20 protein-coding genes are annotated in these 19,528 nt (G+C 71.3%); 14 read left to right on the top strand and 6 right to left on the bottom strand.

Features of this window, described 5'->3' with window-relative positions; genetic code table 11:
• The first annotated feature begins 68 nt into the window (after window positions 1-68).
• Window positions 69-1,040 carry an NAD-dependent epimerase gene (locus tag ACIA6A_RS26930; protein WP_396100634.1) on the top strand — a complete coding sequence of 324 codons (972 nt, stop codon included), beginning with the start codon at window positions 69-71 and terminating at the stop codon, window positions 1,038-1,040.
• On the opposite strand, the gene ACIA6A_RS26925 is transcribed toward ACIA6A_RS26930, so the two are convergent.
• Window positions 959-2,377 (bottom strand): gamma-glutamyltransferase, encoded by a 1,419-nt coding sequence (locus ACIA6A_RS26925; protein WP_396100633.1) that lies wholly within the window; start codon window positions 2,375-2,377, stop codon window positions 959-961. The genes ACIA6A_RS26930 and ACIA6A_RS26925 overlap by 82 nt on opposite strands.
• Here ACIA6A_RS26925 and ACIA6A_RS26920 point away from each other — a divergent pair.
• Genes ACIA6A_RS26920 through ACIA6A_RS26905 form a run of 4 tightly spaced genes read left to right on the top strand, consistent with a single transcriptional unit; the run spans window position 2,377 to window position 7,090 of the window.
• On the top strand, window positions 2,377-3,747 hold the full coding sequence (locus ACIA6A_RS26920; protein WP_396100632.1) for an MFS transporter: 1,371 nt from the start codon (window positions 2,377-2,379) through the stop codon (window positions 3,745-3,747). The two genes, ACIA6A_RS26925 and ACIA6A_RS26920, sit on opposite strands and share 1 nt — an antisense overlap.
• Complete coding sequence (locus tag ACIA6A_RS26915; protein ID WP_396100630.1) at window positions 3,744-5,171, top strand: pyridoxal phosphate-dependent decarboxylase family protein; 1,428 nt, start codon at window positions 3,744-3,746, stop codon at window positions 5,169-5,171. Before ACIA6A_RS26920 ends, ACIA6A_RS26915 begins: the two co-directional genes overlap by 4 nt.
• Before the next feature lie 16 nt (window positions 5,172-5,187).
• Window positions 5,188-5,757: an NADH-quinone oxidoreductase subunit B gene (locus tag ACIA6A_RS26910; RefSeq protein WP_396100629.1), complete on the top strand. Its 570-nt coding sequence runs from the start codon at window positions 5,188-5,190 to the stop codon at window positions 5,755-5,757.
• A gap of 28 nt (window positions 5,758-5,785) precedes the next feature.
• Window positions 5,786-7,090: a DUF2252 domain-containing protein gene (locus ACIA6A_RS26905; RefSeq protein ID WP_396100628.1), complete on the top strand. Its 1,305-nt coding sequence runs from the start codon at window positions 5,786-5,788 to the stop codon at window positions 7,088-7,090.
• 7 nt (window positions 7,091-7,097) lie between these two features.
• Here the strand turns inward: ACIA6A_RS26905 and ACIA6A_RS26900 are convergent, their stop codons facing one another.
• The gene (locus ACIA6A_RS26900; RefSeq protein WP_396100627.1) at window positions 7,098-8,084 is read right to left on the bottom strand and encodes a hypothetical protein; all 987 of its coding nucleotides are present in this window, start codon (window positions 8,082-8,084) and stop codon (window positions 7,098-7,100) included.
• Window positions 8,077-8,592 (bottom strand): RNA polymerase sigma factor, encoded by a 516-nt coding sequence (locus ACIA6A_RS26895; protein ID WP_396100626.1) that lies wholly within the window; start codon window positions 8,590-8,592, stop codon window positions 8,077-8,079. Before ACIA6A_RS26895 ends, ACIA6A_RS26900 begins: the two co-directional genes overlap by 8 nt.
• A gap of 123 nt (window positions 8,593-8,715) precedes the next feature.
• Here ACIA6A_RS26895 and ACIA6A_RS26890 point away from each other — a divergent pair, with 123 nt between their 5' ends.
• From ACIA6A_RS26890 to ACIA6A_RS26880, 3 genes are all read left to right on the top strand, one after another.
• A complete protein-coding gene (locus ACIA6A_RS26890; protein ID WP_396100625.1) occupies window positions 8,716-9,342 on the top strand; it encodes an NADH-quinone oxidoreductase subunit C in 627 nt (208 codons plus the stop codon).
• Window positions 9,342-10,301 (top strand): NADH-quinone oxidoreductase subunit H, encoded by a 960-nt coding sequence (locus ACIA6A_RS26885; RefSeq protein ID WP_396100624.1) that lies wholly within the window; start codon window positions 9,342-9,344, stop codon window positions 10,299-10,301. The genes ACIA6A_RS26890 and ACIA6A_RS26885 overlap by 1 nt, the downstream gene beginning before the upstream one ends.
• 106 nt (window positions 10,302-10,407) lie before the next feature.
• Window positions 10,408-11,514, top strand: a complete 1,107-nt coding sequence (locus ACIA6A_RS26880) for a serine hydrolase domain-containing protein (protein ID WP_396100623.1) — start codon at window positions 10,408-10,410, stop codon at window positions 11,512-11,514.
• Between the two features lie 77 nt (window positions 11,515-11,591).
• Here ACIA6A_RS26880 and ACIA6A_RS26875 read toward each other — a convergent pair whose 3' ends face one another.
• The 3 genes from ACIA6A_RS26875 to ACIA6A_RS26865 form a co-directional block, all read right to left on the bottom strand.
• A complete protein-coding gene (locus ACIA6A_RS26875) occupies window positions 11,592-12,017 on the bottom strand; it encodes a hypothetical protein (protein WP_396100622.1) in 426 nt (141 codons plus the stop codon).
• A gap of 189 nt (window positions 12,018-12,206) precedes the next feature.
• Window positions 12,207-12,602: a type II toxin-antitoxin system RelE/ParE family toxin gene (locus tag ACIA6A_RS26870; protein WP_396100621.1), complete on the bottom strand. Its 396-nt coding sequence runs from the start codon at window positions 12,600-12,602 to the stop codon at window positions 12,207-12,209.
• Window positions 12,599-13,021 carry a type II toxin-antitoxin system Phd/YefM family antitoxin gene (locus tag ACIA6A_RS26865; protein ID WP_396100620.1) on the bottom strand — a complete coding sequence of 141 codons (423 nt, stop codon included), beginning with the start codon at window positions 13,019-13,021 and terminating at the stop codon, window positions 12,599-12,601. Before ACIA6A_RS26865 ends, ACIA6A_RS26870 begins: the two co-directional genes overlap by 4 nt.
• Window positions 13,022-13,224: 203 nt before the next feature.
• Here ACIA6A_RS26865 and ACIA6A_RS26860 point away from each other — a divergent pair, with 203 nt between their 5' ends.
• Genes ACIA6A_RS26860 through ACIA6A_RS26835 form a run of 6 tightly spaced genes read left to right on the top strand, consistent with a single transcriptional unit; the run spans window position 13,225 to window position 19,513 of the window.
• Window positions 13,225-13,884: a NuoI/complex I 23 kDa subunit family protein gene (locus tag ACIA6A_RS26860; RefSeq protein ID WP_396100619.1), complete on the top strand. Its 660-nt coding sequence runs from the start codon at window positions 13,225-13,227 to the stop codon at window positions 13,882-13,884.
• Window positions 13,881-14,402: an NADH-quinone oxidoreductase subunit J gene (locus ACIA6A_RS26855; RefSeq protein ID WP_396100618.1), complete on the top strand. Its 522-nt coding sequence runs from the start codon at window positions 13,881-13,883 to the stop codon at window positions 14,400-14,402. The genes ACIA6A_RS26860 and ACIA6A_RS26855 overlap by 4 nt, the downstream gene beginning before the upstream one ends.
• Complete coding sequence (nuoK, locus tag ACIA6A_RS26850; RefSeq protein ID WP_396100617.1) at window positions 14,402-14,716, top strand: NADH-quinone oxidoreductase subunit NuoK; 315 nt, start codon at window positions 14,402-14,404, stop codon at window positions 14,714-14,716. The genes ACIA6A_RS26855 and nuoK overlap by 1 nt, the downstream gene beginning before the upstream one ends.
• Entirely contained in the window at window positions 14,713-16,599 is a 1,887-nt protein-coding gene (locus tag ACIA6A_RS26845) for an NADH-quinone oxidoreductase subunit L (RefSeq protein WP_396100616.1), read from the top strand. Before nuoK ends, ACIA6A_RS26845 begins: the two co-directional genes overlap by 4 nt.
• Window positions 16,596-18,122, top strand: coding sequence for a NuoM family protein (locus ACIA6A_RS26840; RefSeq protein ID WP_396100615.1), 1,527 nt, complete (start codon window positions 16,596-16,598; stop codon window positions 18,120-18,122). The genes ACIA6A_RS26845 and ACIA6A_RS26840 overlap by 4 nt, the downstream gene beginning before the upstream one ends.
• Window positions 18,119-19,513, top strand: a complete 1,395-nt coding sequence (locus ACIA6A_RS26835; protein ID WP_396100614.1) for an NADH-quinone oxidoreductase subunit N — start codon at window positions 18,119-18,121, stop codon at window positions 19,511-19,513. The genes ACIA6A_RS26840 and ACIA6A_RS26835 overlap by 4 nt, the downstream gene beginning before the upstream one ends.
• Window positions 19,514-19,528 lie beyond the last annotated feature (15 nt).

Genomic DNA, 19,528 nt, shown 5'->3' with positions numbered 1-19,528 from the left:
GAGCACTGCTCTTGAAATGCTTGGTGCATCGCTCTTAACTGAGAGCAGTGCTCACAAAGGAGAACGTCATGCAGGTTGTGGTAGGAGCGGGACCGGTCGGTACCGCAGTCGCCCTCGAACTGGCCGCCACGGGAGAAAATGTCCGGATCATCACCCGCAGCGGCTCCGGGCCCGAGCACCCGCTGATCGAACGGGTGGCTGCCGACGCCGCGGACGCCGCCCGGCTCAGCGACCTGACCGAAGGCGCGAGCGTGCTGTACAACTGCGTGAACCCGCCGTACACCCGCTGGGCCGAACTCTGGCCGCCGATCTCCCGGGCCATGATCACCGCGGCCCGCGACAACAACGCGGTCCTGGCCATCACCGGCAACCTCTACGGGTACGGACCACAGCCCGGCGGCCGGATGGCTGAACACACCCCACTGGGCGCCACCGGCCGCAAGGGCCGCGTCCGCAATCAGATGTGGCACGACGCCCTGGCGAGCGGCATCCGCACGATCGAGGTCCGTGGCGCGGACTACGTCGGAGCGGGCGCTTCCGGCGTCTTCTCAGCCGTGCTCGGCCCCGCGATCGCCAAGGGCCGCACCGCCTGGGTCCCCGCCGACCCCGACGCCCCGCACACCTGGACCTACATCGGCGACATGGCCCACACCCTGATCCGCCTGGCCCGGGACGAGAAAGCCTGGGGCCGGGCCTGGCACGTCCCGTCCCAGCCGGCGATCAGCATCCGGGCGCTGGCCACCCGTTACGCCGAGCTGACCGGCGCCCAGGCCCCCCGGATCCGCCGCCTGCCCCGCTGGATCATGCGAACCGCGGGCCTCACCGTCCCCATGGCCCGCGAACTCGCCGAGATGGACTACCAGTTCTACGCCCCGTTCCACCTCGACACCACCGAGACGGCCCGCACCTTCGCCCTCACCCCCACCGACCTCGACATCGCCCTCCGCGAGGAAGCGGACTACAGGGAGAGGCCGACGCCGCCTCGGCGGGGGTCGCCGGCCGGGCCTCCGGTGGCTACCGCGGTGACGCCGCCGAAGTAGTGGTCGAGGGTGGGCCAGTTCTGGATGCGCCAGCCGGCCTCGGCGAGGGCTTCGAGCTCGCCGGTGGGGTATCCCGGTTCCGCGTGGATGGTGTCGTCGACCACGTGGAAGCGGGGGCGGGCCAGCGCCGTCGTGGTGTCCAGGCCGTCGATCAGGACGCCGAGCAGCGTGTCGACCAGGGCGGTCCGGATGCGGGAGGCTCCGGCCGAGCCCGCGGCCACGGCCAGGTCGCCCTCGGCGTCGATCACGACGAGGGGGCACATGTTGGAGGACATGCGGCGGCCGGGGGCGAGGTCGGTGGTGATCAGTTCGCCCTCGCCGAGCATGGAGTTGAGGTTGATGCCGAGGCCGGGGAGCCAGACCCCGGCGCCGAGGCCCATCGTGGTGGTGATGACGCAGGCGTTGCCGTCGGTGTCGACCACGGAGACGTTGGTGGTGTCGCCGATCTTCTGGCGGCCGCGGTCGCGCAGGGCGGCGGCCAGCGCCACCGCCCGCTCGGGCCGGGGCAGGGACGCGACGCCGGAGGGCAGCGCGGCGATGGTGTCGACCGTGCGGTTCAGGTCGTGCCGGGCCCGGATCTTGTACGCGCCCAGCGTCGCGTGGTCGACCGGTGTCTCCAGCACCCGGTAGGAAGCCAGGTCGTGCGGGCCGAGCGCACCCCCGGCCGCGCGCACCGTGTCGACCATCAGTGCCGCGTACGCGCCCGTGTAGAACAGCTCGGGGCCCTGTGCCGCCAGTGCCTCGAGCGCGGCGGCCAGGCCGGGGTGGAAGAGCGTGTCCCCGCCGGTCAGCAGCCGGCCGTTCGGCTGGTAGATGGCCGCCCCGTCGCCGTACACCAGCGCGGGTGCGCAGGCCTTGAGGGTGACGGCGTGCGCCGCCGGTAACCGCGCACCGGTCGTGGCCAGCTCGTACGCGGGCGCCACCAGGGATTCCCAGGGCAGCCGGCCCCATCGGCGGTGCACCTCGCCGCAGCCGGCCGGGACGCCGGGGACGGCCACGCTGGCGCCGCCGATCTCGTACTCCTGGGGCATGCCGCCGAAGAAGACGTCGACCGAGACCATCGGGCCGGGCATCCGGTCGCCGTCGGTGCCGGGCACCGCGACGAAGAAGTCGAGGCAGGTGACCTCGCCGGACGCCGCGTCGAAGTAGGTGGCGAACCCGCCGCCGCCCAGTCCGGTGTACACCGTCTCGGCCACGCAGGTGGCGAGCACCGCGGCGACCGCGGCGTCCGCCGCGCTTCCACCGGCCCGCAGGACGCGCAGACCGGCCGCGGCGGTGTCGGGATGGCTGGCGGCGACCCCGGCCGCGACGGGCCGGGAACGCTGGGAGATTTCCATTGGCGCCAAGCGTAGAGGCCACCGGGCCGAGATCGTTACCATCCGCACCCATGACGCCCGCCGATCCCCCATCCGGCGTACGACTGCCGCGCCGCACCCTCGCCGGGTACGCCCTGGGTTCGCTCGTGACGGGCTCGTTCGGGACGGTGCCCGGTCTGCTCCTGCTGCCCTATCTCACCGACACCCTCGGGGTCGCCGCCGGCCTCGCGGGACTGCTCGTGCTGCTCCCGAAGGCCTGGGACGTGCTGATCAACCCGATCGCCGGGCGCGTCTCGGACCGCAGCGGGTCGCGGACGCCGTACCTGATCGGTGCCGGTCTGCTGCTCGGTGTGCTGTTCGCGGCGATCTTCGCGGGCCCGTTCGGTCACGGCGGCGCGGCCGGTGCCTACGTCGCGGTCGCGTTCCTCGCCGCGGCCACCGCGTACGCGTTCTTCCAGGTGCCCTACGTCGCGATGCCCGCCGAGCTCACCGACGGTTACGCCGAACGGACCCGGCTGCTGACCTGGCGGGTCGCGGTGCTCGCGCTGACGATCCTGGTCAGCGGCGCGCTGGCCCCGCTGATCGTCGATGCCGCCGGCGGCGGCCTGACCGGACATCGCTGGGCGGGCGCGTGCGTCGGCGCCCTCATCGTCGTGGGCGCGCTGGGCGTTTTTTTCGGTACGCGCAAAGCAGACTCCCGTATCCCCACGAGTTCCGACCACACGTTTCGCGTCCAGCTCGCCACGGTGGCATCCGACGTGCCGTTCCGTGGTCTCCTGCTCTGCTGGGTGGTGCAGGCCGCCGGGATCGGCACCATGCTCGCGGGCGTGCAGTACTTCGCCGACCACGTCCTCGTCCAGGACTCCGGCTCGACGTTCCTGTTCGCGGCTTTCGTCGGACCCGCTCTGCTCGTGATGCCGGTGTGGAGCCGCGTCGGCGCCCGTGCCGGGAAGCTGCGCTCGCTGATCCTCGCCTCCCTGATCTTCGCCGCCGGCGCGCTGACGCTGCTCGCCTCGAACGTCCTGCCCGCCCCGGTCGTCTACGCGGTCGTCGCCGTCATCGGCTGCGGTTACGCCGGTCAGCAGGTGTTCGCGATGGCGATGCTGCCCGACCGGATCGCCGCCGACACCGCCCGGACCGGCCGCGGTCAGGCGGGCGTCTACACCGGCCTGTGGACCGCCGGGGAGACCCTCGGGCTGGCGCTCGGGCCCGGTATCTACGCCCTCGTGCTGCAGATCTTCGGCTACGCGTCGTCCGCGACCGGGGAAGCCGCGGTCCAGGATCCGACCGCCCGGCTCGGCGTCCTGCTCGGTTTCACCATCGTGCCGGGACTTCTCGTAGGCTCGGCGGTGGTCCTGCTCCGCACCTACGACGACAGGGTCCGCTCATGATCGACGCGCTGCCCCGCACCGGTGTCCCCGCCGAGCAGGTCCTCGCCGAGCTGCGCACGCTCCGCGAGGCTGACCTGCCGACCCACGGTGGTCGGCTCTTCGCGTACGTCTACGACCCGGCGGTGACCGGTCTCGACGAGCTGGCGCACGCCGCGTACGCGATCAGTGCCCATGTCAACGGCCTGGACCCGACCGCGTTCCCGTCCCTGCTCGCGATGGAGAACGCCCTGGTGGCGGCCGCCGGACGGTTGCTCGGGGGCGGACCGGGCACGGACGCGCCGGGCGTCGTGGGCAGCGTGACCGGCGGCGGCACCGAGTCCCTGCTGCTCGCGGTCAAGGCCGCCCGCGACGCCGCCACCACCGATCACCCCCGCATCGTGGTGCCGTCCACCGCGCACGCCGCGTTCGCCAAGGCCGCGCACTATCTGCGGGTGGCGCTCGACGTCGTCCCGGTCGGCGCCGACCTGCGCGCGGACGTCGCGGCCACCGCCGAGGCGATCGGCCCGGACACGGTGCTGGTCGTGGGCTCGGCACCCTCGTACGCGCACGGTGTCGTCGATCCGGTCCCGGAGCTGGCCGCCCTGGCCCTCGACCGCGGGGTGCGGTTCCACGTGGACGCCTGCTTCGGCGGATGGGTGCTGCCCTACCTGCGACGACTCGGCGCGGACCTGCCGGCGTTCGGCTTCGAGCTGCCCGGCGTCACCAGCATTTCGGTCGACCTGCACAAATACGCGTACGCGCCGAAGGGCGTCTCGGTCCTGCTGCACCGCGACGAACGGTTGCGGCTGCCGCAGTACTTCGCGTACGCGGACTGGCCCGGCTACACGATGATCAACCCGGTGGTGTCGTCGACGCGGTCCGGCGGCCCGATCGCCGCGGCTCTCGCCACCCTGCGGCACCTCGGCGACGACGGTTACCTGGCGCTCGCGGAACGGACCCGGGACGCGGTCGCGATCCTGGCCGGTGCCGTGACCGCCGTCGAGGGTGTGCGCCTGTTCGCACCGCCCGCGACCACCGTCGTCTGCCTCACCACCGAACCCGGCGTCGACCCGTTCGTGCTGGCCGACGAGCTGGCCGGGCGGGGCTGGCACACCCAGCCCCAGATGGCGTACGCGAACCTGCCCCCGACCATCCACCTGACCGTGACCGCCGCGGTGAGCGAAACCGCGGCGGACTTCGCGGCCGACCTGGCCGCGGCCGTGGCGGCGACCCGCGCGCGCGAACCGATCAGCCTGCCGACCGAGATGCTGGCGTCACTGACCCCCGCGATGATCACGCCGGAGCTGATCCAGGGCCTGGCCGGCGGCCTCGAGATGGACAAGGGGATGGCCGCGGTCAACGCGGTGCTCAACGTCGCACCGCCGGCCCTGCGCGAGGCGCTGCTCGCCGGGTTCCTGAGCCTGCTCCAGCGCCCGTCCTGGTGAAGGGTAGGTTTGCCGCGTGGCCGCTCTGCCTGGAGTCCTCGGTGATCCCATCAAGTTCGTGCTGAACTGGGGACGCCGCTACTCGCTGTGGGTCTTCAACTTCGGCCTGGCCTGCTGCGCGATCGAATTCATCGCGACCAGCATGAGCCGGCACGACTTCATGCGGATGGGCGTGATCCCGTTCGCGCACGGCCCCCGCCAGGCCGACCTCATGGTGGTGTCGGGCACGGTCACCGACAAGATGGCCCCGGCGATCAAACGGCTCTACGACCAGATGCCCGAGCCCAAGTACGTCATCTCGTTCGGTTCCTGCTCCAACAGCGGCGGCCCCTACTGGGACTCCTACTCGGTGACCAAGGGCGTCGACCAGCTCATCCCGGTCGACGTCTACGTCCCGGGCTGCCCGCCCCGCCCCGAGGCCCTGCTGCACGGCATCCTGCAGCTCCAGGCGCAGATCGCCCGCGAACAGTCCGGCCCGGGCGGCGTCCCCGGCCGCGACCAGCTCGTCCCCGGCCCGCCCGACGCGGCCAAACCCCGCCGCGACGCCCTCTCCCTCACCGCCCCCATGGTGCGCCCGCCCACCTGAGTCGCGCGGCGGAGCTACGCTGCGAATCATGAGTGAGCAGTCGCGGGCGGACTTCATCATCGAGGTGCTGAGCAGGGAATTCGGTGATCTTATAACGGTCGATCCGGCCGCTTTCCGGCGCAAGTTCCGCAAGATGGCGGCGTCCCCGTTCGCGTTCTACCGGGGCAGCGCCTCGCTGTTCTACGCCGACCTGACCGGGACGTACCGCGACGACCGGTTCCTCACCGAGCAGACCAGCCGGGTATGGATCCACGGCGACCTGCACGCCGAGAACTTCGGCACCTACATGAACTCCTCGGGCCAGCTGGTCTTCAACGTCAACGATTTCGACGAGGCGTACGTGGGGCCGTTCATCTGGGACCTCAAACGGTTCAGTGCCAGCCTCGCGCTCATCGGATACAGCAAGGCTCTCTCCGACGACGTGATCACCGCGCTGGTCCGGACGTTCGCCGACGCGTACCTCACCGAGCTGCGGGCGATCGCGCACGGCGGTGACGACGCGATCGGCTCGATCACCCTGGACAACGCCGACGGAGTGCTGCGCCGGGTGTTGCAGCAGGCGCGGCTCAACACCCGGGTCGAATTGCTGGACGGGCAGACCACGATCGACGACTACGAGCGCCGGTTCTCGCTCGGCGATGGCGTCTATGACGTCGACGGCGAGACGTCCGCCGTGGTCACCGCCGCGTTCCAGGAGTATCTGAAGACGGTGCCGTCGCACGGCGAGGGGGTGCACACCACGATCAAGGACATCAAGCTGCGCAAGGGCGTCGGCATCGGGTCGGCCGGGCTGCCGTCGTACAACCTGCTGCTCGAGGGGCACACCCAGGCGCTCGAGAACGACGTGATCATCTACATGAAGCAGGCCCAGGTGCCGGCCGTCGCCCGGTGGATCGACGACGAGCGGGTCCGGGCGTACTTCCAGCACCAGGGCCACCGCACCGCCGAGTCGCAGCGCGCCCTGCAGGCCCACGCCGACCCGTGGGTCGGCTACACGGTGCTCAACGGCGTCGGTCAGCTGGTCGCCGAGGTGTCGCCGTACGCGAGCGACCTGGACTGGGCCGACGTCAACGAGGCCGAGGAACTCGCCGGGGTGGTCGCCGACCTGGGCCGCGCGGTGGCCCGCATGCACTCGGTCGCCGACGACGAGTCCAGCCACGACCTGGTCGACTTCTCGACCGAGGAGGCCATCGTGGCCGAGGTCGACAAGGACGAGGCCGGTTTTGTCGAGGTCCTGGTGGACTTCGCGCACAAGTACGGCGACCAGGCGCGCGAGGACCACCAGGACTTCGTGGACGTGTTCCGTAACGGCCGGCTGCCCGGCCTGCAGTGAGCCCGGTTCAGGCCGTCCCGGTGACGATGTACGCGAACCCGGCCTGGTCCCGGGCGAGCTCGTCGGGAGCGATCAGCACCTCGAGGTCGGCGCCGGCGGCCAGGTCGAACCCGATCCACGACGGGTAGACGGTGGGGTCCACGTCGGTGCAGGCGATCCGTTCGTTGGTCACCCGGTCCGTGCTGCCGTCCTTCAGTCGTTGGGTGACCGTCAGCCCGACGCCGCCCGGCCCGGCACAGGCCACCCGGATCTGGTATCCGCCGCCACCGGTCGTGCTCTCCCAGTCGCTGCTCTGGACCTGGCGTTCGGTCGTCATCGAGACCGGGGCGGCACCGTCCTGCGGCTGAAGGTTCTTCAGCACGCCGAGGGCCCGGTCGGCGTTCCAGACGGTCTGCGGGCTCGGCGTGACGTTGCTCTCGGCGTCGGTGGCGCCGCGCAGGTTCAGCGCGTATCCGGCGTTCCCGGCGGCCCGGTCATCGCCCTTCAGGGTGACCACCACCGTCCCGTCGGCCGGGACCGCGATCTCCAGTTCGGCCCGCTGCGGCGTCTCGTCGCAGGTCAGCACGGAACCGACGAGCTCGGCGGGCCTGGTGCCGGTCAGCGTCGCCGCCAGGCTCGCCTGCCCGGCCCCGCTGCACGCCATGTAGAGCGTGTAGTTGCCGGCGACCACGTTCGGGAACTCGGCCGTCCCGTCGGCGGTCATCAGGCCGTGTGCGAACAACCCGTCGGGCAGATCGACCGCCGCGTCCGCCGGGGCGACCAGCCGGTTGATCCGCGCGGCCGCGGCCTCCTGCGGCGCCGGCCCGGCGCCCCGGGGCAGGTTGACCGCGGCGAACCCGCCGGCCACGGCCAGCACCGCGGCGGCGACGGCGACCCGCCGGGTCCGGCGCCGGCGTCGGACGGTCCGGTGCGTGGCGTCGACGCCGGGCGGGAGGATCCGCGGCATGGTCTCGGCGCGCAGCTCGGCGAAGAGTGCCTCGAACTGGTCAGGCATTGCGCACCCCCTCGGTGGTCTCGGTCGGTTCGGCGGACAGCTGTGCGGCCAGGGCCGTCCGGGCCCGGTGCAGCCAGGACTTCACGGTGCCTTCCGGCACGCTTTCCCGCTCGGCGATCTCGGCGACCGGCATGTCCGCGAGATACCGGAGCACCATGGCCCGCCGGTGCGCCGGGGGCAGGGTCGCCAGCGCGGCGACCAGCGCCACCCGCTCCGGGTTCGGTCCGTCCACGTGCTCGTCGGAGGGCCGTTGCTTGCGCAGGAAGGACAGCGCGGTGCGGCTGCGCCGCCACTTGCTGACGGCCAGGTTCCAGGCCACCCGGCGGATCCAGGCGACCGGATCCTCGTACGCGGAAACGGCGCGCCACCGCGTCAGAGCGCGGCAGAAAGCCTCCTGGACCACGTCCTGGGCCTCCTGCCGGTCACCGAAGTACGCGTACAGCTGGACCGTCAGGTCGGCGTAGTGAGCGGCGTACAGCTCGTCGAACGAAACGGGGTGTGCTGGCACGGCAGTCAGCGGCTCCGGTCTTATGGCGATCGCCTCCGATGTCACGGCCACTACACGCGCGGCTCGGCCACCGGGTTGCGCCGTGTCCGGAGAAGAATCCGGGGTGACCATAGGATGAGCGCCATGACGCCCGAAGAGGTCGGCGAGCGGATGGTCGCGCTGCTGACAGCAGACGATACCGAGGCGGCCGTGGACCCGTCGTCGATCACGGCGAGTGTCTCCGGCGGTGGCCCCGGCCACGAACGCGCGGTGCTGGACGTCCCGGCGGCCCTCTGGTGGGCGGCGATCGACGCGGTCCGCGACCCCGGCGGCCTCGGCTGCGACTACTTCGACTGGCTCTCCGCGATCGACGAGACCGACGGCTACACCGTGGTGGCCCACCTCTGGTCCACCCGCCGCAAGCACGGCCTGCTCATCCGGGCCCGGGTGCCGCGCGACAACCCCACGGTCGAATCGGTGGTCGACCTGTTCCCGGGCGCGGCCTGGCACGAGCGCGAGACCTACGAGATGTTCGGCATCGGCTTCGAACGCCACCCGGACCTGCGCCCGCTGCTGCTGCCGCCCGGTTTCGAGGGCCATCCGCTGCGCAAGGACTTCATCCTCGCCTCCCGCGTCGCGAAGGCCTGGCCAGGGGCAAAAGAACCAGGAGAATCCGACGCGGGTACGCCCAAACGGGCCCCGATCCGCCCGCCGGGGGTCCCCGACCCGAAGGACTGGGGTCCGACCGCGTCCACCGGCGGGCCGAGCTGATGCCGCTCTGGCTCGATCTGCTCGTCCGGGTCGCGGCGGTCCTCGTCGGGTTCCTCGTCCTGCCGCTGGTCATCGGTCAGGCCGAGCACAAGGTCATGGCGCACATGCAGGGCCGGCTCGGCCCCATGTACGCGGGCGCTTTCCATGGCTGGGCCCAGCTCATCGCCGACGGGGTCAAGTTCGTGCAGAAGGAGGACATCACTCCGCGCGAGGCCGACCGCACGGTGTTCCGGCTGGCCCCGATGGTGGCACTCTTCCCGTACCTCATCGTGATCCTGGTTATTCCGCTCGGGCCGAACGGCCTGGTCGCGCAGTCGCTGGATGTGGGTCTGCTCTTCGTCCTCGCCGTCCTCGGCGTGGGCGTGGTGGCCGTGCTCATGTCGGCCTGGGCCTCGGCCAACAAGTACAGCCTGCTCGGTGGCCTGCGCGGCGCCGCCCAACTGCTCGGTTACGAACTCCCGCTGGTGCTCTCGGCGGCCAGCGTCGCGATGGCGGCCGGCACGCTCAGCCTGCCCGGCATCGTCGAGGCCTGGCGTCCCTGGTGGCTGCTCTGGCAGGCCCCGGCGGCGGTGGTCTTCTTCGTCTCCGGGCTGGCCGAGATCCGCCGGCCCCCGTTCGACATGCCGATCGCCGACTCGGAGCTGGTGTTCGGCTACATGACCGAGTACACCGGCCTGCGGTTCGCGTTCTTCCTGCTCGCCGAGTACGTCGGCATCGTGGTGATCGCGGGCCTGACCACGGTCCTGTTCCTCGGCGGCTGGCACGGCCCGGCCGCCGACCATCTCGGCTGGCTCTGGACGCTCGCCAAGATCTTCGCGGTGTCCTTCGTGATCATCTGGTTCCGGGTCACGTTCCCCCGGATGCGCGAGGACCAGCTCCAGCGCCTCTGCTGGCTGATCCTGGTGCCGGTCGCGCTGGCCCAGCTCGTGCTCACGGTGGCGGTGAGAGCGGCGCTCTGAGGTAGGGCTGGCCATACCTCACTTACGCCTACTGCCGTCATCGATATGTGGGGCGCTCCCGGACAGGCTTACCGGTGTCAGATCAGCCGAGCCGAGGAGCCCTCCGATGTCAGTCCGACACGCCGCGACAGCCACCGTCGCCGCCCTGGCCGTGCTGCTTGCGGCCCAGCCCGTCAGCGCCGCCACCCGCGACCCGATCCAGACCGGGCTGCGCCACATCGTCGCCGCGGACGGCTGGCCCGGTGCCCTGCTCGCGGTCGACACCCGGGACGGCCGCAGCCGCGACCTCACCGCCGGTGTCGCGACGATCGGCACGAACCGCCCGGTGCCGGTCGACGGCCAGGTCCGGATCGGCAGCAACACCAAGACCTTCACCGCGGTGGTGGTCCTCCAGCTGGTCGGCGAGAAGAAGATCGCCCTGGACGCTCCGGTCGAGACATACCTGCCGGGCCTGGTGCGTGGCGAGGGCATCGACGGCCGCCACATCACGATTCGCCAGTTGCTGCAGCACACCAGCGGCCTACCCAACTACACCGACGATTTCGGTGACGACCCGGAGCTGCAGCACCGCTACTTCGAGCCCCGCGAACTCCTCGACCGCGCCCTCGTCCACCCGGCGGTCTTCGCACCGGGGACGAAGTGGGAGTACAGCAACACCAACTACGTCGTGGCCGGCCTGCTGATCCAGAAGGTCACCGGCCGCCCCGCCGCGGAGGAGATCACCAACCGGGTGATCCGCCGGGCGAACCTGCGCCACACATACTTCCCGCCGGTCGGTGAACAGGTCATCCGGGAACGTCACCCGAACGGTTACGCCCCCGACGAGCAGGGCGACCTGGTCGACTTCACCGACATGGACCCCTCGTGGGGCTGGACGGCGGGCCAGATGGTCGCCACCCCCTCGGACCTGAACTCGTTCTTCACGGCCCTCCTCGCCGGCGAACTCCTCCCGGCGGCCCAGCTCGCCGAGATGCGCAAGACCGTCCCGGCGGAGCTGTTCCCCGGTGCCCGGTACGGCCTCGGCCTGATCAGCTTCCCGCTGACCTGCGGGGGCCTCGCGTGGGGCCACGGCGGCGACATCCCCGGGTACGAGACCCGGGGCGGCGTCACCGAGGACGGCCGCGCGGCGACGGTCGCGGTGACCTCGCTGCCCACCACCGAGGCCCAGGCCGACGGTGTCCTGCACCTGGTGGACACGGCTCTCTGTTCCTGAGGAGACCACCGGATGAGAGACCGGTAGCCGGGCGCAGTTGCGGTGCGCCCGGCCACGGTCGGTCATCTCGGGGTGGATCAGGTCAGCAGCGTGACCGAGTAGTCCAGCGTGGTGCCGCTGGCGGTGTAGGTCGCGGTCTGGCCGTTCGCGCAGTAGGACACGAAGACGTTGCCCAGGACGTCGTCACCGGCGGTGGCGTGCACCAGGGGCCGCACGTCGGCGCCCTCGGCGAGCGGGGTCGAGGTCAGGTCGACCAGGCGCCACTGGTTGATCGGGTAGTCGTCGGTCGGCGCCGACAGGGCCCCGTCCCGCGTGGTGATCTGGAAGTTGATCACGAACCCGCCGTTGTTGACGACGGCGACCTTCTGCACGCAGGGCACGGCCAGCGGCGCGGGCGCGGCGGCAGCGGCCGGCTGGGCCGCGGTGCCGAGCAGCCCGGCGATCCCGGCGGCGACGAACGAGGCGGTCATCACGGTGCGTGTGCGGCTGTTGGTGACTGTCATAAGTTCCTCCACTGTGGACGTAGCGCTCTGTCGCAGAGGTTCTTAACCGGACACAGACCCATCAAACTGACGATCATCGTTATTCACAAAGAAAACTATGAAACACCCGAACAATGATCTTCGCCGCCACAGCACATGATCTATCCCGTAATCATCTGACCAACAGTGCGAAGTGGACGCGCTCGACCCTCAGCGGCGCAGGCTGGCTCTCCCGCCCGACCGCCCGGCGCCACGGCTTTCCATAACCGCGCCACCGCCGAACCCTCCCCGCCGAGGACGGCCCGGAACAGCGCATCCCCCTCCGTGGTCCGGCCGTCGGGCCCGATATACGTCCGAGCGGTGTGCAACGGCCTCGACGATGACCGTTCGGGATTCGTCGTTGATCTCGTAGAGAATTCGAAAGGTCCCACGGCGTGCGGAGTGTAGGTGCGCCTTCGGCTCTCGTAGTCGCTTGCCGACCCGGTGAGGGTTCTCGGCAAGAGGTCCGGCGGCGAATTCCTGCACCGCGAACGCGACCGCTGCTGGGAGGACTTCGGCCAGCGCTCTGGCCGCGCCGCGGCCGAACCGGACCGCGTAGAGGCTCATGCGGCTGGATCGTTCCTGGTCTTCTTCGCGGTCTTACGTACGCCGACGCGTCCCTTGAGGCCGGTTCTCCTGCTCGCCGCCCAGCCGTTTCTGGAGCGGGTCTTCCGGAAGTGGGCGGCGAAAGCGGCTCGGTCGACGGCTCGTCCGTGCTCCTGGGGGCGTGCCTCGAGCATCGCGCGGACCTCGTCGGCGCTGACCGTGGCGGGATCGGCGTCGTAGTCATCGAGTTGTCGCATGAGTTCGTGATCACCGAGGACGTCGAGCGTCTCTTTCATCGACTCGTATTCGTACAGGCCCATGAGTACTGCCACGGGCCTTCCGTGCACGGTCACGACGATCTCTTCATGGTGATCGGCGACTCTGCCCACCATCTCCGACAGGCGGGTCTTGACCTCGTTCAGGGGGATGATGGTCGGCATGGCTCGATTATGACCAGACTTACGACCAACTGCAATCCACTCCTTATCGCCCCATACCATCACGTCGACGGTGACGATCTTGAGTCAGAGGAGCTGGCGCGGGTGGGTGGCCTCGGTGCGGGGACCGGTGCAGAGAGCTGTGCCGGAAGAACCGGCGGGGGTGTGCTCGCCTCCGGGGGGTGGACCGGGCAGGATATGCGCTTATGAGTGAGCGGGCGGAACGGTCCACACCTGGTAAGGGTCTGGTCAACGGGCTTGCCGTCACGCTGAAGACGATGACCCAGCGGTCCACGACCCAGCAGTATCCCGATGTCGAGCCTGATCTGCCGCCTCGTTCGCGGGGTGTGATCGCGCTCCTGGAGGAGAACTGCACGGTCTGCATGCTCTGTGCCCGGGAGTGCCCGGACTGGTGCATCTACATCGACTCGCACAAGGAAGAAGTCGTCGTCCCGGGTGCCGCGCGGGCCCGGCAGCGCAATGTGCTCGACAAGTTCGACATCGATTTCTCGCTCTGCATGTACTGCGGGATCTGCATCGAGGTGTGCCCGTTCGACGCGCTGCACTGGTCGCCCGAGTTCGAGTATTCGGAGACCGATGTGCTCGATCTGCTGCACGACAAGGACCGGCTCGGCGCGTGGATGCCGACCGTGCCCGCGCCTCCCGCCCATGACGTGCTGGGGGAGCCTTCCAAGGAGGAGGCCACGGCGGCGCGCAAGGTGGCCGGTCCGGGTGCGGCCACTGCCGCCAGGACAGCAAGGCCCGCCGTACGCCCGCAGCAGCCGCCCGCCGCGCCACCGCAGCCGGGGCCACAGCAGCCGGGCTCAGAGCAGCCGGGCTCAGAGCAGCCGGGTTCGGGGCTGTGACGGTCGCCGACGCGCTTTTGCTGGCGCTCGGAGCAATTGCCGTGGGCTCCGGTGCGCTCGTGGTCACCAGTTCACATCTGGTGCGGGCCGGGCTCTATCTCGTGGTCAGCCTCGGGGCGATGGCCGGGCTCTATCTGGTCCTCGGTGCCGAGATGGTGGCCTGGGTGCAGGTGCTCGTCTACGTCGGCGCGGTGGTCGTCCTGTTGCTGTTCGCCGTGATGCTGACCCGGGCCCCGATCGGCCCGTCGCAGGATCTGGACCGGCCGGCCTGGCCCGCGGTGCTCCTCGGCGGTGGGATCGGGCTGGGGCTGGCCGTCCTGTTCGCGGACGCGTTCCGGTGGAGCGTCTACGCCGGGCCGGTGCCGGGCAACGCCGAGCGGATGGGTGCGGAGCTGTTCGGCGCGTGGGTGCTGCCGTTCGAGGTGCTGTCGATCCTGCTGCTCTCGGCCCTGGTCGGCGCGATCATCCTGTCGAGACCCGACATCGGGGCACGAGAAGCGCAGGAGGGCGACGCCTGATGCACGCGGTCATCCCGTACGTGACAGCCGCCTGCCTGTTCGGGCTGGGCGTCTACGGCGTGCTGCGCCGGCGGAACGCGATCCTGGTGCTGATGGCCGTCGAGCTGATGCTGAACGCGGTCAACCTGATCCTGGTCACCGCCGACGCGACGCTGCTGCCCGGCACCCACCGTGGCGGTGCGTTCGCGCTGTTCGTCATCGTGCTGGCCGCCGCCGAGGTCGGCGTGGGGCTGGCGATCGTCCTGCAGTACTACCGGATGCGCGCGGCGGTCCACCTCGACGACGTGCGGCTGGACGGGGAGAACGCCGGATGATCACCGACGTGCTGATTCCGCTGCTGCCGGGCGTACCCATCGGGTTCGGTCTGGTGGGTCTGGTCCTGGATCCTGGCATGAAGCGCAAGCCGGCCGCCCTGCTCGGGATCGCCGGCGCCTCGATCGCGGTGCTGGTCACCGTGGTGTTGCTGGCCTTGGTGGACGACCCGGTGCGGGCCGGCTGGGCGTGGGTCGCGTTCGGGAACCTGGACGTCACGATGGGTTTCGAGCTGAGCCCGGCCGCGCTCTATGTCGCGCTGGCGGTCAGCGTCGTGGCGCTGTGCGTACAGGTCTACTCGGTCGGCTACCTGCACGACGATCGCCGCTACGGGCCGTACGCCGCGCAGATCAGCCTGTTCACCGGCGCGATGCTGCTGGTGGTCTCCGCGAACGACCTGATCCTGCTGCTGGTCGGCTGGGAGGTCATGGGCGCGTGTTCGTACCTGCTGATCGGTCATGACCGGCGACTGCCCGAGGCGCCCGCCGCCGCGGTGAAGGCGTTCGTCGTCACCCGGGTCGGTGACGTGGGGTTCCTGCTGGGCATCGCGTGGCTGGCGGTCGACGCGGGCACGTTCCGGATCGACGAGCTGCTGGAGCACACCGGGGCGCCCACGGTCGCGCTGGTGCTGATCCTGGCCGGGGTCGCGGGCAAGAGCGCGCAGTTCCCGCTGCACACGTGGCTGCCGGACGCGATGGCCGGCCCGACGCCGATCTCGGCGCTGATCCACGCCGCCACCATGGTCGCCGCCGGTGTGTTCGTGGTCGTGCGGCTGTTCCCGCTGTTCGAGCGGTCCCCGGCCGCGCTCGCGGTGCTCGGCGTGATGGGCGCGATCACGCTGCTGCTCGGCGCGCTGGCGGCCACCGCCCAGGACGACCTCAAGCGCGTGCTGGCCTGGTCGACGGTGTCGCAGCTGGGCTACATGACCGGGGCGCTGGCTGTCGGATCACCCGCCGCCGCGCTGTTCCACCTGCTCACCCACGCCGCGTTCAAGGCGCTGCTGTTCCTGGCCGCCGGGGCGATCATCCACGCGGTCGGCACCAATTCCATGACCCGCATGGGTGGTCTGCGCACCCAGATGCCGGTGACGTTCTGGTCGTTCGTGGTGGGGCTGGGCGCGCTGGCCGGCGTACCCCCGCTCGCGGGTTTCTGGTCCAAGGAGAACGTGCTGGTCGCGGCCGCGCACGCCACCGAGGGCGGCGGTCCGGCGCCGGCGTGGCTGGGCTGGGTCGTCTGGATCGCCGGGCTGCTCGGTGTCGCGCTCACCGCCTGGTATTCCACCCGCCTGCTGCTGCGCACGTTCTTCGGGCACGTCCGTTCGCGGACCGAGACCTGGTTCGTCGGGTTCGACGACGCCCGGTACGAGGTGCCGCCCGGCGCCGCGCACGACCCGCCGCGGGTGATGCGCCGGCCGTTGATCGCGCTGGGAGTGCCGGCCGTGCTGCTCGGCCTGGCCGCGTTCCTGCCCGGCTTCCGCACCGCGCTCGAACTCGAGTCGCCGCACCTCAGCGTGTCGATCGTGGCGCCGTTGCTGCTGCTCACGGTGGGTGCGGGCAGCGCCTGGTGGCTCTGGCACACCGCGCCGGGCGTGGACCCGGCGCAGGCCCTCGGCCGGGCCCGGCCGTTGTTCGCCGCCGGCTTTTACCTCGATCAAGGGCAAAACCTGCTGCTGGTACGACCGGTGCGCGCGCTCGCCGGTTACCTCCGGCTCGCCGACGAGCGGGTCGTCGACGCGGCCGTGGAGGGCACCGGCACGGTGACCACGCGGCTGGGCACGCTGCTCGCCACGGCGCACCGTACCGCCCTGCCCCGCGCGGCGGTCGCGGTCTTCACCGGCGCGCTGGTCCTCGGCGTCGTCGCGGCGATCCTGGGAGCTGTCGGATGATCGGTGTGGACGCGGCCGCGCAGACCCTGCTCCTCGGCCTGCTCGTGGTGCCGCTGGCCGGGGTGCTCGTGGTCGCGCTGCTGCCGGCCCGCCACGATCGGGGCGCCCGGCTCGTGGCGACCGGGTTCGCGGCGCTCACGCTGCTGGTGAGCCTCGGGTTCCTCGTGCCGTCGCTGCGGTTCGGCGGGCACCCCGACGAGTGGGGGATGACCCCGGTGGTGCCGTTCGCCGAGGCCCGGCTGGCGTGGGTGCCCCGGCTGGGCGTCGAGTTCCACCTCGGGCTGGACGGGATCTCGTACCCGCTCGTGGTGCTGACCGCGCTGCTGACGCTGCTCTGCTGCGCGTACACGGTGGCGAAGGTGCCGGCGGGGGGCTCAGGCCGTACCCTCGCGGGTCTGCTCCTGGTCCTGGAAGCCGGCATCCTGGGCACCTTCCTGGCGCTCGACCTGGTCCTGTTCTTCGTGTTCTTCGAGGTCGTCCTGCTGCCGATGTACGCGGTGATCGCGGGCTGGGGCGGCCCCGGCCGGCGCCGGGCCGCGCGCAAGTTCGTGCTCTACACCCTGTTCGGCTCGGTTTTGCTCCTGCTCGGCGTCATCACCGTCGTGGTCGCCGCGGGCACCGCCGACATGCTCGCGCTGGCCGGTGGTTTCGGGCTGTCCCGCACCACACAGTGCCTCGCGTTCGCCCTGTTCGCCGTCGCGTTCGCGGTGAAGGCACCGCTCTGGCCGCTGCACACCTGGCTGCCGGCCGCGCACACCGAGGCCCCCACGGTGGGCAGCGTGATCCTGGCCGGGGTGCTGCTCAAGATGGGTACGTACGGCCTGATCCGGGTCGGTGTCGGGGTGGCGCCGCAGGGGGCCGAATGGGCGTCGCCGGTGCTCGGCGTGCTGGCGGTCGCCGCGATCATCGCCGGGTCGCTGGTGTGCCTGCGGCAGACCGAGCTCAAGCGGCTGATCGCGTACTCCAGCGTCGGGCACATGGGCTTCGTCCTGCTCGGCATCGCCACCGGCACGGTCACCGGCATCCAGGCCGCGCTGATCGGCAACGTGGCCCACGGCGTGATCACCGGCCTGCTGTTCTTCCTGGCCGGTGCGATCAAGGACCGGGCGCACACCGGTGACCTGGCCGATCTCGGCGGGTTGCGGGAGACCGCGCCGCGCCTCGCCGGCCTGGTCGGCTTCGCGGCCATCGCGTCGCTGGGGTTGCCCGGCCTCGCCGGCTTCTGGGGTGAGGCGTTCGCGGTCGTCGCCGCGGTCCAGCGCGGCGGCCCGCTCTGGAGCACGCTCGCGGTCGTGGCCGCGATCGGCGGCGCCCTGACCGCGGTGTATTTCCTGCGCCTGCTGCGCCGGGTCACCCACGGCCCGGCCGCTCCCGCCCTGACCCGCCCCGCGGTGATCACCCGGGCCGAGTGGCTCGCCTGGACCCCGCTCATCCTGCTCACCCTCGCCGTCGGCCTGGTCCCGGCGCTCGTGCTCGCGGCCACCGCCGACCCGGTGGCCGCCCTGACCGGAGCCCTGCCATGACCCAGGCCGTCGACCACCTCGCCCTGCTGCCGCTGTACGCCGCGGCGGGTACGGCCCTGCTGGTCCTGATCGCCGAGCTGGCGTTCGGCCGGTTCCAGGTGCTCGCCGGCCTGATCGGCGCCGCCGCCACGATGACCTGCGCGATCACCGCCCCCGGCTACGCGACCACGTTCTGCTCCGGTGACCTGTGCTCGTGGACGCTGACCCCGCGCGGCGGCCTGATGGTGGTGCTGTTCGCCGCGCTCACCGCCGGGGTGCTCGCCCTGTCGGTGCCGGCCCTGCGGGAGGGCTACGCGCCGGTGGGGGAGTTCTGCTTCCTGCTCACCTGCTCGATGGCCGGTGGCGTGGTGGTGGCCTACGCGGGCGACCTCATCACGCTCGTCGTCGGCCTGGAAACCCTCACCCTTCCGCTGTACGTGCTGGTCGGCCTCCGCCGGCGCCGGGAGAGCCCCGAGGGTGCCTCGGCGGCGGTCACGTTCTTCCTGATCAGCGCCGTGTCGACGGCCCTGGCCCTGCTCGGCGCGGCACTGCTGTACGCGGCGACCGGCGCCGTGCACCTGGCCGCGCTCACCATGGGCGAGGGCCAGTTCAAGCCGCTGGCCTCGACGGGTGCGGCGCTGGTGGTGCTCGGCTTCGCGTTCAAGGTCGCGGCGGTGCCCCTGCACGCCTGGGCGCCGGCCACCTACGACGGGGCGCCGGTGCCGGTGGCCACGTACCTGTCGACGGCGTCCAAGCTCGGCGGCGTGATCGCGCTGGCCGCGGTCGTGCAACGCCTCGACACCGGGGTCCTCGTGGCGGTGCTGGCCGTGCTCACCATGACGGTCGGCAACCTCGTCGCGCTGCGCCAGACCCGGATGGTCCGCGTCCTGGCCTGGTCGTCGGTCGCCCAGGCGGGCTACATCATCGCCCCGCTGGCCGCCGGCGCGGCGGGGGTCGAGGCGGCCTACGCGTACGCGGTGTTCTTCGTCGTCCTCGAGTTCATCGCCTTCGCCACCGTCGCGGCCCTGCGCGGCCCCGGCGCCGACGGTGGCAGCATCGAGGCCTACCGGGGCGCCGGACGTCGCGAGAAGTGGCTGGGCGCGGCGCTGGTCCTGGCGCTCGCGGGCCTCGCCGGCCTCCCCCCGGGCCTCGCCGGCCTGTTCGCCAAGGTCACCGTCGTCGAGTCGCTGGTCGCCTCCGGCTGGAGCTGGCTCGCGGGCGTGGTCGCCCTGAACGCCGTGATTGCACTGGCCTACTACGTCCGGGTGGCGGCCCTGCTCTACACCGGCTTCGTCCCCCGCCCCCGCGTCACGGTCCCGGCCGCCCTGACCACGGCGCTCGTGGTGGCCTCGGTCGCGGCGGTGGCGCTCGGGTTCGTACCCCAGATCGTGTTCGCTTTTCTCGACGGTTGAGCCGATCCGGTCATC

The sequence above is a fragment of the Actinoplanes sp. NPDC051494 genome, assembly GCF_044454705.1.
Taxonomy (GTDB): Bacteria; Actinomycetota; Actinomycetes; order Mycobacteriales; family Micromonosporaceae; genus Actinoplanes.
The sequence above is the reverse complement of the archived record's forward strand: the minus strand, read 5'-3'. Positions and strand labels throughout refer to the sequence as shown.

Excerpts from the sequence above, each read along its gene's own strand:
- ACIA6A_RS26875 (WP_396100622.1), bottom strand. The coding sequence starts at position 12,017 with ATGACAGTCACCAACAGCCGCACACGCACCGTGATGACCGCCTCGTTC.
- ACIA6A_RS26900 (WP_396100627.1), bottom strand. The coding sequence starts at position 8,084 with ATGCCTGACCAGTTCGAGGCACTCTTCGCCGAGCTGCGCGCCGAGACC.
- ACIA6A_RS26925 (WP_396100633.1), bottom strand. The coding sequence starts at position 2,377 with ATGGAAATCTCCCAGCGTTCCCGGCCCGTCGCGGCCGGGGTCGCCGCC.
- ACIA6A_RS26880 (WP_396100623.1), top strand. The coding sequence starts at position 10,408 with ATGTCAGTCCGACACGCCGCGACAGCCACCGTCGCCGCCCTGGCCGTG.
- nuoK (WP_396100617.1), top strand. The coding sequence starts at position 14,402 with ATGCACGCGGTCATCCCGTACGTGACAGCCGCCTGCCTGTTCGGGCTG.
- ACIA6A_RS26890 (WP_396100625.1), top strand. The coding sequence starts at position 8,716 with ATGACGCCCGAAGAGGTCGGCGAGCGGATGGTCGCGCTGCTGACAGCA.
- ACIA6A_RS26860 (WP_396100619.1), top strand. The coding sequence starts at position 13,225 with ATGAGTGAGCGGGCGGAACGGTCCACACCTGGTAAGGGTCTGGTCAAC.
- ACIA6A_RS26835 (WP_396100614.1), top strand. The coding sequence starts at position 18,119 with ATGACCCAGGCCGTCGACCACCTCGCCCTGCTGCCGCTGTACGCCGCG.
- ACIA6A_RS26845 (WP_396100616.1), top strand. The coding sequence starts at position 14,713 with ATGATCACCGACGTGCTGATTCCGCTGCTGCCGGGCGTACCCATCGGG.
- ACIA6A_RS26865 (WP_396100620.1), bottom strand. The coding sequence starts at position 13,021 with ATGCCGACCATCATCCCCCTGAACGAGGTCAAGACCCGCCTGTCGGAG.
- ACIA6A_RS26885 (WP_396100624.1), top strand. The coding sequence starts at position 9,342 with ATGCCGCTCTGGCTCGATCTGCTCGTCCGGGTCGCGGCGGTCCTCGTC.
- ACIA6A_RS26930 (WP_396100634.1), top strand. The coding sequence starts at position 69 with ATGCAGGTTGTGGTAGGAGCGGGACCGGTCGGTACCGCAGTCGCCCTC.
- ACIA6A_RS26840 (WP_396100615.1), top strand. The coding sequence starts at position 16,596 with ATGATCGGTGTGGACGCGGCCGCGCAGACCCTGCTCCTCGGCCTGCTC.
- ACIA6A_RS26905 (WP_396100628.1), top strand. The coding sequence starts at position 5,786 with ATGAGTGAGCAGTCGCGGGCGGACTTCATCATCGAGGTGCTGAGCAGG.
- ACIA6A_RS26915 (WP_396100630.1), top strand. The coding sequence starts at position 3,744 with ATGATCGACGCGCTGCCCCGCACCGGTGTCCCCGCCGAGCAGGTCCTC.
- ACIA6A_RS26870 (WP_396100621.1), bottom strand. The coding sequence starts at position 12,602 with ATGAGCCTCTACGCGGTCCGGTTCGGCCGCGGCGCGGCCAGAGCGCTG.